12 protein-coding genes and 2 pseudogenes are annotated in these 13,082 nt (G+C 60.5%); 2 read left to right on the top strand and 12 right to left on the bottom strand.

Annotated elements, in window-relative coordinates; translation table 11 throughout:
* Positions 1-27 precede the first annotated feature (27 nt).
* Entirely contained in the window at positions 28-393 is a 366-nt protein-coding gene (locus ASF84_RS03230) for a YgaP family membrane protein (RefSeq protein WP_056835138.1), read from the top strand.
* Position 394: 1 nt separating this feature from the next.
* Here the strand turns inward: ASF84_RS03230 and ASF84_RS03225 are convergent, their stop codons facing one another.
* On the bottom strand, positions 395-844 hold the full coding sequence (locus ASF84_RS03225) for a YcgN family cysteine cluster protein (RefSeq protein ID WP_056835136.1): 450 nt from the start codon (positions 842-844) through the stop codon (positions 395-397).
* A 247-nt stretch (positions 845-1,091) separates the two neighbouring features.
* Here ASF84_RS03225 and ASF84_RS03220 point away from each other — a divergent pair, with 247 nt between their 5' ends.
* A complete protein-coding gene (locus tag ASF84_RS03220) occupies positions 1,092-1,685 on the top strand; it encodes a nitroreductase family protein (RefSeq protein ID WP_056835134.1) in 594 nt (197 codons plus the stop codon).
* 3 nt (positions 1,686-1,688) lie between these two features.
* Here ASF84_RS03220 and ASF84_RS03215 read toward each other — a convergent pair whose 3' ends face one another.
* From ASF84_RS03215 to pdxR, 11 genes and pseudogenes are all read right to left on the bottom strand, one after another.
* A complete protein-coding gene (locus ASF84_RS03215; protein ID WP_056835132.1) occupies positions 1,689-2,621 on the bottom strand; it encodes a D-2-hydroxyacid dehydrogenase in 933 nt (310 codons plus the stop codon).
* Between the two features lie 80 nt (positions 2,622-2,701).
* Complete coding sequence (locus tag ASF84_RS03210; RefSeq protein WP_056835130.1) at positions 2,702-2,995, bottom strand: YcgL domain-containing protein; 294 nt, start codon at positions 2,993-2,995, stop codon at positions 2,702-2,704.
* Positions 2,992-4,125, bottom strand: a complete 1,134-nt coding sequence (rnd, locus tag ASF84_RS03205) for a ribonuclease D (protein ID WP_056835128.1) — start codon at positions 4,123-4,125, stop codon at positions 2,992-2,994. The genes ASF84_RS03210 and rnd overlap by 4 nt, the downstream gene beginning before the upstream one ends.
* A gap of 137 nt (positions 4,126-4,262) precedes the next feature.
* Complete coding sequence (locus ASF84_RS03200) at positions 4,263-5,954, bottom strand: NAD-dependent malic enzyme (RefSeq protein ID WP_056835126.1); 1,692 nt, start codon at positions 5,952-5,954, stop codon at positions 4,263-4,265.
* 555 nt (positions 5,955-6,509) lie between these two features.
* On the bottom strand, positions 6,510-6,977 hold the full coding sequence (gene gvpU / locus ASF84_RS03195; RefSeq protein ID WP_056835125.1) for a gas vesicle accessory protein GvpU: 468 nt from the start codon (positions 6,975-6,977) through the stop codon (positions 6,510-6,512).
* A gap of 311 nt (positions 6,978-7,288) precedes the next feature.
* A pseudogene (locus ASF84_RS30055) lies at positions 7,289-7,723 on the bottom strand (methyl-accepting chemotaxis protein); the annotation flags it as partial.
* A 105-nt stretch (positions 7,724-7,828) separates the two neighbouring features.
* Positions 7,829-8,599: pseudogene (locus tag ASF84_RS30050) on the bottom strand (PAS domain-containing protein); the annotation flags it as partial.
* Positions 8,600-8,679: 80 nt separating this feature from the next.
* Entirely contained in the window at positions 8,680-9,090 is a 411-nt protein-coding gene (locus ASF84_RS03185; RefSeq protein WP_056835121.1) for a hypothetical protein, read from the bottom strand.
* 170 nt (positions 9,091-9,260) lie between these two features.
* Positions 9,261-10,229: a GGDEF domain-containing protein gene (locus ASF84_RS03180; RefSeq protein ID WP_056835119.1), complete on the bottom strand. Its 969-nt coding sequence runs from the start codon at positions 10,227-10,229 to the stop codon at positions 9,261-9,263.
* A gap of 77 nt (positions 10,230-10,306) precedes the next feature.
* Positions 10,307-11,155 carry a hypothetical protein gene (locus ASF84_RS03175; RefSeq protein ID WP_056835117.1) on the bottom strand — a complete coding sequence of 283 codons (849 nt, stop codon included), beginning with the start codon at positions 11,153-11,155 and terminating at the stop codon, positions 10,307-10,309.
* A gap of 324 nt (positions 11,156-11,479) precedes the next feature.
* Positions 11,480-12,979: a MocR-like pyridoxine biosynthesis transcription factor PdxR gene (gene pdxR / locus ASF84_RS03170; RefSeq protein WP_056835115.1), complete on the bottom strand. Its 1,500-nt coding sequence runs from the start codon at positions 12,977-12,979 to the stop codon at positions 11,480-11,482.
* Between the last annotated feature and the right edge of the window lie 103 nt (positions 12,980-13,082).

The raw sequence follows: 13,082 nt of genomic DNA, 5'->3' as shown, positions 1-13,082 counted from the left end.
AACCCCGTCACGATCCTGGAGAGCACCATGAGCGATACCCCGATCATTGAACGCATCGACCGCACCCTGCCACCGCAACGCCCTGAGCAGAACGTCCAGGGCTGGGAGCGCATCACTTCGGTGGCCGGCGGCGTGGCACTGCTGGGCAAAGGCCTGCGCCGTGGCGGCCTGTTTGGTCTGGTGCAACTGGCAATCGGCGGTGCGGTACTGGCACGCGGTATCACCGGTCACTGCTCGGCCAAGAGCCTGCTGGAAAAAGGCCGCAGCGACCTGAACGGTGCCCGCAGCGACATCGAGCGCGCCGGCGCGCAATTGCATCAGTTGAAGGAAAAGGCCGAGAAGGAAGTGCCCAAGATCATCGAGTCGGTGACCGAGCCCAAGCCGCAGGTGTGATTCAGCCCGCCCTGAAGATCAGGTAATCCTCCCAGTCATCCTCGGGCACACTGCCCTCGCTGAGCATGCGCCCGGACTGGGAGATACGCTGGCGGTGCACCGCCTGGCGGTCACCGCACACCAGGTGATGCCACGACGGCAGGTCCTTGCCCTCGCTGACCAATCGATAACCGCACGTAGGCGGCAACCATTTGAACTCCTCGGCCTGCCCCGGCGTGAGCTGGATGCAGTCGGGCACTGCTGCCCGGCGGTTGGGATAGTCTGAACACTGGCAAGTATCCAGGTCCAGCAGCTTGCAGGCGATGCGCGTGTAATAGACGCTGTTGTCGTCTTCGTCTTCGAGCTTTTGCAGGCAGCACAGGCCGCACCCGTCGCACAGCGACTCCCATTCCTGCGAACTCAGTTGCTCGAGGGTCTTGCTGATCCAGAAAGGCGAGGCGGTGGCGGTCATGATGGGCAAAAAACTGTCGAAGGCCAGAAGGCCGCCAGTCTAGTGCCATGACCGCCGCGGGCCAAGCGCTGACGACTGCCGGTCACGCGTCCTGTCAACAAGCCGGGCTTGTCAACGAGAAAGCGAAACAGTAGTTTTGACAGGCTTTGTTACATGTCTTGCGTTACACCGCTGCAGCCCGCTGTCGATGCCTGCCGACCACGGCCCATCCTGCCCTTTCCTTCCCTTTTGCTACGACAGGACCGCCATGAGCACCAATCCTCGTGTTACCGACTTTGCCATTGACCCTCAGTTCATCGAACGCTGGTCGCCACGCGCCTTTGCCGAAGACACCATTGCCGAAGAAACCCTGCTGAGCTTTATCGAAGCGGCGCGCTGGGCGCCGTCGGCCTATAACTCACAACCGTGGCGCTTTCTGTATGCGCGTCGTGGCACCCCGAACTGGGAACGCTACCTGGGCCTGCTCAACGAGTTCAACCGCAGCTGGGCGCAGCACGCCTCGGCCCTGGTGGTGATCATCTCCAAAACCACCTTCACCGCGCCGGGCGCCAGCGAAGAAACTCCGGCGTTGTGGCACACCTTCGACACCGGCTCCGCCTGGGGCCTGCTGGCGCTGCAAGCCAGCCTCAGCGGCTGGCACACCCACGGCATGGCCGGCTTCGATCAGGAGCTGACCCGTCAGGAACTGAAAATCCCGGCCGAGTACGCCATTCACACCGTGATTGCGGTGGGCAAACTGGGCGACAAGGCATCGCTGCCGGAGTACCTGCAAGGCCGCGAAGTGCCAAGCCCGCGCCTTCCAGTGGCCGAGTTGGCCACTGAAGGTGACTTCAGCCTGTAACCGTCAATAGCCGCGCGCGAAGTCCACTTCACCGCGCAGCGGCTTGCCGGCCTGGAAGGCACGCAGGTTCTCGACGAACAGCCCGGTCATGGCCGGTGGTGAGGTGGGGGCCGAACTGTGTCCGGTGAGCAGCAAGCCGTAGGCTGTCCAGAAAGGGTGGCGACGCGGCAGCGGCTCCTGGCGGCAGACGTCGATCACCGCGCCCGCCAGATGACCTTCCTTGAGCGCCTCGACCAGATCGGCATCGACCACCGCCACGCCGCGCCCGACGTTGATGAACAACGCCGTGGGCTTGAAACGGGCAAAGAGCGCGGCATCGAACAGGTCATGGGTCTGTGCGGTGTTGGGCAGCAGGTTGATGACGTAGTCCATGTCACCGATCACCTCGGCCATCTGCGCCAGGGCAACGACCTGGGCAAACGGGGCCTGGCTGCGCGCGGTCGACGCCACACCATGCACCTCAATGCCAAACGGCAGCAGGAACCGCGCCACGCACTGGCCGATATCGCCAGCACCGACGATCAGCGCCTTGCGCCCGGACAGGCTTTGCCCGGGACGATTGTCCCATTTGCGCTCGACCTGGCTCATCAGCCGGGCCAGCACTTCGCGCTCGTGCCCCAGCATGTAGGTCAGCACGTATTCAGCCATCACCTGACCGAAGATACCCACCGCGCGCGTCAGCCGGTAATCCCTGGTCAAGCGCTCGCTCAACAACGGCGTGATGCCGGCCCAGGTCGATTGCATCCATTGCGGTGTGTGGCCCTGGCGCAGCAGGCTGGCCAGCAGATCGGGCTGTCCCAGCCAGACTGGCGCATCGCAGGCCATGCCGGCCAGTTCGGCCGAGTCGCCGCTGCTCAGGACCTCGATATCGGGTGCGGCCTGGCGCAGCAACCGGGTGTAGAGGGCGTAATCATGTTCAGCAATCAGAACGCGCATGCAGGACAACCTTGAAAATTCAGACAGGCAAACACCGACGCAAGCGATGGATGACGCCGTAGCGCCATCCACCGGCCTGGTTACATCGGATCGTTGCGGCGCAGCAGTTCTTCAGGCAGGTGCTCGATGTATTCCTCTTCAGGCGGTGGCAACTGCAAGTGATAGCCTTGAGTCTCGAGGTTTTCAAGCACCTTGGTGATGTCTTCCCGGGCCAGGGTGCGCTCCGGACTCAGCACCAGGTCGAACGCATGCTGCGGCTTGCCGAACAGCGTCAGCAACGCTTCGGGCACGCGAGTCAGCACATCGCTCTTGAGCACATAGAGGTACATCTGGTTTTTCTTGGGGCTGCGATAGATGGAGCAGATACGTTTCAAGGCTGTTCTCCGGTATTGGCCAGGCTGTCGAGCAGCGCCTGGCCCATCCGCTCGCGGCGCCATCCACGCAGCGACTCGGGCAATTGGTAAGGCCCTTGAGGGAAGCCGCTCTTGAGCAGCAGTTCGAGGGTTTTCTTGCGCAGCATCAGTTCCGGCGCCATGTCCAGGCGCTCGGCATACTGCTGACCAATGGCACGCAGCGACTTGAGTACAGCGGCGGCCTCGATCGGCAACGGGTCAGGCAGGGCGGCGGGCCACTGCTCGACCGGCACACGGGCGGCCTCCTGGATCAGTTCCAGCAGGAACTCGCCGTCCTGGCGCACGGTACGCGGGTGCATGTCTTCGATACGCGCCAGGGCCGCGAGGTTATCCGGCTGGGTCTTGGCCAGGGGCCATAACGAATGTTCGCGCAGGATACGGTTGCGTGGCTGATTGCGGATGCGCGCCTGCTGCTCGCGCCAGGCGCACAGCTCGCGCAGCACGGCCAGTTGCTGGCGCGACAGTTTCCAGGCCAGCTTGGCGTCGCGGTAGACCTCATAAGGGTCGGTTTCGCGACGCAGGTTGGCCACCAGCTCCGCACCGTCTTCCAGCACCCAGGCGTATTTTTCCTGCGACAGGCGCGGGCGCAGCAGGGTGAACAGTTCGGCCAGGTGCACCGCATCTTCGGCGGCGTAGCTGATCTGGGTGTCGGACAGCGGGCGTTGCAACCAGTCGGAACGGGTTTCGCCCTTGGGCAGTTCGATGCCCAGCACCTCCTGCACCAGGCGCGAATAGCCCATGGAAAAACCGATATTCAGGTAAGCCGCAGCCAATTGCGTGTCGAACAGCGGCAACGGCAGGCTGCCTGTCAGGCGCAACAGCACTTCGAGGTCTTCGCTGCAGGCATGCAGCACCTTGATGACGTCGGGGTTTTCAAGCAGCGCCGCCAGCGGGCGCCAGTCGTCGATCGACAGCGGGTCGATCAGCCAGGCAATGTTGCCTGCGCTGATCTGCAGCAATCCGGCGATCGGGTAAAAGGTGTCGACCCGCATGAATTCGGTGTCGAGCGCGATGAATGGCAGCGTCTGCCATTGCGTGCAGTGGCGGGCGAGGCTGTCGTCGTCGCGAATCCAGTGAATATCGATGGCCACACGGCTCTCCCCTTGGATAGTGGCGCGCAGTATATATCGCCACGGGAGGGATCGCGCATTGGCGCTGCAAGTCTTTGATTAACCTGAGCCATCCGGATGGGGACCTGCGCGTGCAGCGCCGCAGGTCCCGCCGTTCGTCAGTTGGCGCGACGACGGTAGCTGCGGTACTCCGGCACCCAGAAGTTGCGCTCGATGGCCGCCAGCAAGACCTCTTCGGAGGTTTCCAGCGCCAGCCCTTCGACCTGGGCTTCCCTGGCCACTGCCAGGGCGATCTTGCGGCTGACCTGCTGGATGTCCTTGAGCGATGGCAGTACGGCATCACCTTCGCCGGTCACGATCGGCGAACATTCAGCCAGGGCATTGGAGGCGGCCATCAGCATGCGGTCACTGATGCGCGAAGCCTTGCAGGCAATCACGCCCAGGCCGATGCCGGGGAAGATGTAGGAGTTGTTGCACTGGGCAATGTGCACCGTGCGGCCGTTGATGCTGACCGGGGCAAACGGGCTGCCGGTGGCGACCAGCGCCTGGCCATCGGTCCAGCGCAGGATTTCTTCGGGCGTTGCTTCGACCTTGGAGGTCGGGTTCGACAACGGCATGACCAGCGGTTGCGGGCAGTGCGCGTGCAGCTCGCGGATCACTTCTTCACTGAACAACCCGCGCTGGCCGGACACACCGATCAGCACAGTCGCTCCGGCATGCCGGACCACCTCGAGCAGCGATGCGTAAGGCTCATCGTTGCCGGCCCAGCCGGCGACATCACCGGCCTGTTGCGCCAGGCGTTGCTGGAAGTCCAGCAGGTTGTCCATGCCCTGGGTCAGCAGGCCGAAGCGATCGACCATGAAGATGCGCTGGCGCGCCTCGGCCTCGCTCAGGCCTTCGACCTGCATGGCGGCAATGATGTGCTCGGCAATGCCGCAACCGGCGGAACCGGCGCCCAGGAACACCACTTTCTGCTGGCCCAGGGTCTGCTGCTTGGCCTTGCATGCCGCCAGCAGAGTGCCCACGGCCACCGAGGCGGTGCCCTGGATGTCGTCGTTGAAGCAGCACAGCTCATTGCGGTACTTCTCCAGCAACGGCATGGCGTTGGCCTGGGCGAAGTCTTCGAACTGCAGCAGCACGTCAGGCCAGCGGCGCTGGACGGCCTCGATGAACAGAGCAATGAAGTCTTCGTATTCCTGGCCGGTGACGCGCTTGTGGCGCCAGCCCATGTACATCGGATCGTCGAGCAGCTCCTGGTTGTTGGTGCCGACGTCCAGCACGATCGGCAGGGTGTAGGCCGGGCTGATACCGCCACAGGCGGTGTACAGCGACAGTTTGCCGATCGGAATGCCCATGCCGCCGATGCCCTGGTCGCCCAGGCCGAGGATGCGCTCGCTGTCGGTGACCACGATCACCCGGATGCGGTCCTTGGTGGCGCTGCGCAGGATGTCATCGATGCGGTCGCGATCAGGATAGGAAACGAACAACCCGCGGTGGGTGCGGTAGATCTTGGAGAATTCCTGGCAGGCCTGGCCGACGGTCGGGGTGTAGATGATCGGCAGCATCTCTTCAAGATGCGAGTCCAGCAGGCGGAAGAACAGGGTCTCGTTGTTGTCCTGGATCGAACGCAGGTAGATGTGCTTGTCCAGATCACTGGCGCACTGCTGATACTGGTCGTAGACCCGGGTGAGCTGTTCTTCAATGGTTTCGACGGTCTGCGGCAGCAGGCCGATCAGGTTGAAATCGATGCGCTCTTGCGGCGTGAACGCGCTGCCCTTGTTGAGCAGGGGCATTTCCAGCAAGGAGGGGCCTGCGTAGGAAATGTATAAGGATCGTGCGGTATTGGTCATTTCTTCTTCGCCTTTTCGTCTCTCATTGATTCTGTACAAGACCTTGGCGTGCAACCTGGCGTATTGCGTTATTGTTCTTTTTGCCAGTTCTCTCAGGCCGTTATAAAAATGTGGGGCGTATATTACTCGCCATGCGCCTCGCCGCGACATATTGTCGCGAAAAAACGACAGTTTTCAGTCAACTGCCCTGTCTTCTACGGTGCACTGAATGTATTGCCATCTGACGACAGGCCCGGGAGCACCTGCAACAGGCCGAACAGCAAAAGGCCGAGGCCGCCAAGGACCAGACCGCCTCCAGGGAAGCGGCCGCTGAAGAAGCGAAAACCTTTGTGCCGACGCCCGGGACGCCACAGCATTTGCAGACGCCCGAAAAAAATGACAGTCCCTGCGAAACCATCACCTCAACTTCACGAACTTTTCACAGCCGCTATCGCATTCTGAACCCGCTCCCAAGTGTGAATCCTTAAGCCCGCTCCCCCATCGCGGGCTTTTCTTTGTCCGCCATTTGACCCGGCAGACGGCAGGTCCGGTCGATGCCGGGCCTGCCAGGATTTTTCAGCGGGTAACGATCTGGCCGACGCTGAAGCCATCAACCGCTGCAATCCGGCCACGCCACAACACACCCGAAGCGCAGATCGGGCTCTGGTCTGTCGAGTAGGTCTTGCAGTCTTTCAAGTGAATGAAGTGGAAGTCAGAGGTGTCCTGTGCCAGGTCGCCTGGCTTGAATGACAGGATCATTTCTTTCATCGAGGTCTCGGCGCCATTGTCGAACTGGCCAAAAGGGGCAGCCAGGTCCTGGGCCAGTTGATCGAAATAGTCGTCGTGCGAGATCAACAGGCCCGACACCAGGTTACCGCCGATGGACAAGGTAACGCCCAGCTCGACCTTGGTGCTGACGACAAACTTGACCAGCCATTGCAACAACCAATCGATCTGCTTGCCTTCTGCCTTGAACTGGGCGATGAGTTCCTGATCGCCCCGTGGCAACGACTGCAATTGTGCTGTTTGATCTACATCGGTCATCTGAAACTCCTTGCCATGCACCTGAATGAACCCGGCCCTGAAGTGGCCGGGACTGCAACATCCTGCAGGCGTGCATGGGAAAGATTTCCCACTCTGACGCCTGCACGTCCAAGCAGGATAGACGAGGTTGATGACATGCAGGCAAGTGTCTTAGGGTCTGTTGCCGTTTCATCACGGCCGCGCCGGCGCGACTTGAAAAGGGAGTGACCCTTTTCTGCGTCCTCCGCCTGGCCTGGCGAGATTGGGCCCAGCAACGCGGCTCGTGCTGAAACGGCAACAGACCCTAGGCGCGCGCCGGCTTTCAGTGCTCGTTACAAGTCCACGGTCACCCGCTCTACGGCCTGAACCACCTCTCGCGCGCCCTTCTGGATGTGAATGATCGCGGCGCCTGCCTGCTCGGCCAGCAGCAGCCCCTGCCCGGCCTGGGCACGACTGCATTCGATGTCCTCGACGGCTTTTTCCGCCAGCAGCCTGTTCTGTTGCACGATCTGGACAATTTCACCTGCCGCGGTACTGGTGCGCCCTGCCAGTTGGCGCACTTCATCGGCCACCACCGCAAAGCCACGCCCCTGCTCACCGGCGCGCGCCGCTTCGATAGCGGCGTTGAGGGCCAGCAGGTTGGTCTGCGAGGCGATGCCACTGATCTTTTCCACCATGCTGCTGATCAGTTGCGACTGCTTGCCCAGCGCCTGCATGCTGTGGGTCACCGACTGCATCTGCCCGGCAATGCTGTGCATGGTCTGCACCGTCTCCTGGACCACGTCGGCCCCATTGGCCGCATCGATGTCGGTCTGGCGGGAAATATCATAGGCCACATGGGCAGCGTTCTTGATCTGCACCTCACGGTTGACCTGGTCGGTCACCACACTGGCGAACTTGACCACCTTGTAGAGCTGGCCTTCAGGGTTGTGCACCGGGTTATAGGTCGCTTCAAGCCACACCGCTTGCCCACGACTGTCCAGGCGACTGAAGCGATCCGCCACATACTCGCCACGATTGAGGCGCTCCCAGAACGCCTGGTAGTCGGCCGATGCGCTCTGTTCGGGCGAACAGAACATGCGGTGATGCCGCCCCTGAACCTGAGCCTGGGTGTATTTCATGGCCTGCAGGAACTGCTCATTGGCATGGATGACCGTGCCGTCGAGATGAAACTGAATGACCGCGGTCGACTTGACCAGCGCCTGCATCATTTGCGACTGATCGCGCAGCTGTTCCATCACCGCGCTCATGTCCGAGCCATAACCCTGGATATAGGCCACCTTGCCGGTTTCGTCCCTGACAGCCAGCCAGTGCATCTTCAGCCAGGCAACAGAGCCATCGCCGCGCTTGCAACGATAACAGTCTTCAATGGGTTCAGACGCCCGCAGCCTTGCCATGAAGGCTGTGCGCAATGCCGGACTTGTCTCGAAGTCGACCACAATGTCAGGCAACGCGCCATTGACCAGCGCAGTCCGTGTGCGGCCCAGGACCTGCTCGATCCTGGCGTTGACGTCCACGACCTTCAGATCCGGCAACAACCTGATGGACAACAGGCCTGTTTCCAGCTGTGCCAGCAACCGATACTGTGCATCACGCTCGGCAACGCACCTGCCAAGTTCTTCTTTCAACGAACGGCCAAACATATTCACCCCTCATGAAGCCTGGTCTTTTATGCGCTGCCTGATGGGCGAGTGCGACCTTCGATTGATCGACCTCAAACCGCTCAGGCCTGAAATCTCATCAGGCCCAGCGTGGTCAATTGTTTGTTGGACCGAAACAGGATGGTGGCGCACAGCACCTCCATTTCGCTCAATGAGACATTCAACGTTTGCATACGTGCACTCACAGGCGTCAGATCGCGAAAAGCAGTGTCGAGCAGCAAGAGCCGTTGCCTGACCTCATCGGCCAGGACGCCGGCCATACCGAGAATGCGGAAAATCCCCTCCTCCACCACCGAAATCAACCGCTGCATTTCATGCTTCAACTGCCCGACCGAAGGATCGAGCATTGCAGGGGCAAGGCCGGTTTGCGCCTGATGAATATGATCAAGGCTCATCAACAGTGACTTGACAACATCCAGGGCACAGTCCACTTCGTTGACCTTTAATAAAAAGCCGGAAATACGAATATTCATACGAGTGACACAAGATTCGAAATCATTCAGTGCCGCGAACAAAGTGCCTGTCATAACGGCCTCTTATTCAAAGTTGGGCATCGACAGCAAAAGGCCTGGCGCGGCAGCGCCGTGACCGCCACGATGCCGTCCATGCAACGTGCAGTGATAAATAAAAACAGCCGATACTGTCAGCTGACCGACGATAAGAGCGGCCCATACTTAACGGTATCCTTGCCCGACTTCTTGGCGGCGTACAGATGCCTGTCGGCCTCTCGCAGCACTTCGGATACATCACAGCCTTGCGCAAAGATCACCAACCCGGCACTCACTGTAAATCGACAAGGCAAAGTGTCGACATTGCGTACGGCCTGCATCAGACGCTGGACGTAATCAAGGGCCTGAGCCTGATCACAGGTATCGAGGACAACACCGAACTCTTCTCCTCCCAGGCGCCCGTAACAATGGCGTCGGTCAACGGCCTCCATACAGCGGGCCAGCGTACACAACACCTGATCCCCTACCTCATGCCCCCATTGATCGTTGACGCGCTTGAAGTTGTCGATATCGATCATCAGGAAAAAACCGCACGCGCTGGACGCCGCCACCTGTTCGAAACGCTGCATCAAGGCGCGTCGATTGAAGATACCGGTCAGAAAATCAGTCTCGGCCATCACCCTGTACTGGTTTTCCAGCATGAGCAGGTTTTTCAGGGAGCACAGGTAAGTGTGGTTATTCACCCACCCCAGCGTCACCGAGAAAAAACCGAATACCAGCACATAAAGCCTGGCGTCAGACACGTCCTGGCTTGCATAAGGCCAGACGATCAGCCAGGTCAGCACCGCTGTGACCACATAGTCACTGGTGTTTCGAACCAGCAACGAGGCGCCCAGCACCGTAATGACCGCAAAAGGCAGGGAAAACGCCTGGTACAGCGGGTCAAACTGTACAAACAGTAACTTGTAACTGGCGACAAAGGTAAGAATGAAGACCAGCCCGGAAATACGCCAGACCCGATCAGAGCGCGTGAATGTCTGGACGTTATGCACCACCAGCATGGCCAGCAAGGGAATCACCGTCATCGCGAACGAGACCGGCGCCTGTGTAAGGCCATGCACCACGACCCAACTGCCCATCGCCAGCCATTCGGCGCGTGCCACGCCGTGATTCAATAACGCACGAATTCGATGATCCAGAGATGACAGCAACTGACTTGCTCCAGGTTAGACGCACTTCCTTAATGCTCGGCCTCACCGTTGCCGATGTTGACCAGCGTGATCGCAAAATTGGCGATCATCATCCTGCGTGCCAGCGCCATGAAGCTGTCCGTGATCTCGACCGCATTCTTGCAGACCTTGAAATAGCCGGCCTTTTCACCCTCCTTGACCATGCGGATCAGGTGCGTACTGGACACCGACAGACGCGAGGACAATTGCGCATAGGTCGAGACCTTGCGGCCTGTACCGGTCAAGGACTGCGTCTGCAAGGCATCGCAGAACAGCGCCAGCATCACCATGTGCCCGCCATCACGGTTCATCAGCCAGCGGGACTCGGGCACCAGCATCTCCAGGGTGAAATTGGCATCGAGCACTTTCTGGAAATTCCTGAACGAGTGGCGCACGGTGGGCTCATCGACCCGACGCTCAAGACTCGACTCATCAATGATGCCCAGCGCCGGAAAGTAATAGGCGCTGATGATCTTCACCGTCTCGGTCATGGCCCGTGCCGAAGGCGTGTAAATCCTCAGGCGGCGATCGTCCGGGTGATCGCTGACATCCATGTAGCCGGAAATCAGGAAAAAGGCGAAATAAGACTCCAGGCTGTTTTTCGACAGGTAACCACGCCGCTCGCAGAACTCCTTGACCCGGGACAGTGACGGAAAAGGCTCACAGTAATAATGCGCCAGCAGTGACAGCACGACCATAAACCGGTCGTACTTCAGGATGCTTTTATAAAACAGCGGTCGACCGAGGTAATGCTGTTCCATCAACTCATAGTGCCGAATGATCCGTTGATCGATATCGGGGCATGCAGAAAGCCTTTCCATTTCAGCCTCCAGGCGTTCCAGCAGTGCGGCGCGTTCCATAACCAACCCTGATACCACTCAGATCATTGTCCAAGATATTAAAATGCCAGCAATCAAGGACCCATGCTAACGCATTCAGCACGGGTACGCGCATCAACCCAGAAATGTTTTAAATGGACCCTTGCGAATAAAACACACACCGTTGATACGGGCATTACAGCACCTTGCTTATCAGACCTTACAGAGCGTCATAAATAAGCCCTTATTAACCCTTATACGCCATGGACGTTAGAACTGCCGCACTTACATCATTCAATGTCGAACACTGTTCAAGGCTCATTAATGGATCCTAATAAAGGCGCTCATGAAGAAACCTCACGTCTTTCACTGGCGCAATACTTTTTCCACCGCCTGTGCCGCCTCGAATATCGACGCCTCGTCATAAGGCGCAAAGCCCAGCACCATCCCCGCCGGCAGAGGCTGATGGCAATAACGCGCCAGCGGCATCACATCCACGCCGGCCTCGGCAATGCGGGCGCAGGCCTGGGCCTCGTCATCCAGTAACAAGCGGCAGGCCACATCGAGCCCGGCACGAATCGGGGGCACTTCGATCAACCCTGGCCAGTGCCTGGCAGCCGCTTCACTCAAGGCTTCGGCACGCAGCGCATAGAGCTTGCGCATACGCCGCACGTGGCGGTCGAAATGGCCTTGCTGGATGAAGGCGGCCAGCACCGCCTGGCTCAGGCTGTTGGCATGTCGTGCAGTGAGCGCGGCGGCGCGGGTAAAGCATTCCAGCAGATGCGGCGGCAGCACCAGGTAAGCCAGGCGAATGGAGGGAAACAGCAGCTTGCTGAAGGTGCCAGCCAGGATCACCGACTGGCTGGCGGCATCCATCGACCGCAGCGCCGGGATCGGCTTGGCGATGAAGCGGTACTCGCTGTCGTAGTCATCTTCGAAGATATAGGCGCCGCTGCCGGCCGCCCAGCGCAGCAGGGCCATGCGCCGGGCCGGGGACAGCTCGCTGCCCAGTGGCGCCTGCCGCGAAGGGGTCAGGTACGCCAGCGCCGCTTTCGGCGCACGGCGCATGCCCTCTTGCACGCGCATGCCCTGTTCATCGACCGGCACATGCACAGGGGTGTAGCCAGCCACTTCGATCAATTGCCGGGCACCGGGGTAACCGGGGTCTTCGAGCCACACCTGCCCGCCGGGCGGCACCAGCAGCCGCAGGCACAAGTCCAGGCCCTGCTGCACACTGTTGAGCACCAGAACCTGTCCGGCTGACACCTGCACGCCACGGGCAACGGCCAGATACCCGGCGATGGCTTCACGCAGCACCGGCAACCCTTGGGGGTCGGAGTCGAGCAGGGTCGCGGCGCGCGAACTGCGTAATTGCTGGATGTGCAGCTTGCGCCACAGATCGACCGGAAAGGCGCCCACATCCCCCCGGTGCGGAAAAAACGGCCGCAACCCGGGGGTGACCGTACGCCGGGCAAAGATGGGAGTGATCGCCTCCAGCCGCTCGATCCAGCCGGTAGCCGGCGCCGTACGCGACAAGGCAACGTCGGGTACGACCTTGCGTTGTACATAACCGGCCTGCAGGGTCGCTTCGGGCAACACTTCACACACCCGCGTGGCACTGCCGGCTCGCGCCTCGACATAGGCTTCCGACAGCAATTGCTGGTAGGCCGCCTGCACCGTGCCGCGCGCAATGGCGTAATGCCCGGCCAGGGCGCGAGTCCCCGGCAGCTTGCTGCCTGCCGGCAAGCGGCCACTGAGAATGGCCTCGCGCAGGCTCTGGTACAGCCAGGTTTGCAGGCTTGTGCCGACGGCGGGCTCGCCCAGAGGCAATGACATGACCCAGGACGGTTGAGAGGTGGAAGCCATGAGCGCCTCAAGTGGACCAACAGGTTTAGTAACAAGCGGATCAATACCATGATCCGCTTGCATTGCACACTCTCCCCTGTCGCAGCCACCTGACGGCTGCCCT

Source organism: Pseudomonas sp. Leaf127 (genome assembly GCF_001423155.1).
Taxonomy (GTDB): Bacteria; Pseudomonadota; Gammaproteobacteria; order Pseudomonadales; family Pseudomonadaceae; genus Aquipseudomonas; species Aquipseudomonas ovata.
Note: the sequence above shows the minus strand (reverse complement) of the source record. Positions and strands in the feature narration are given on the sequence as shown.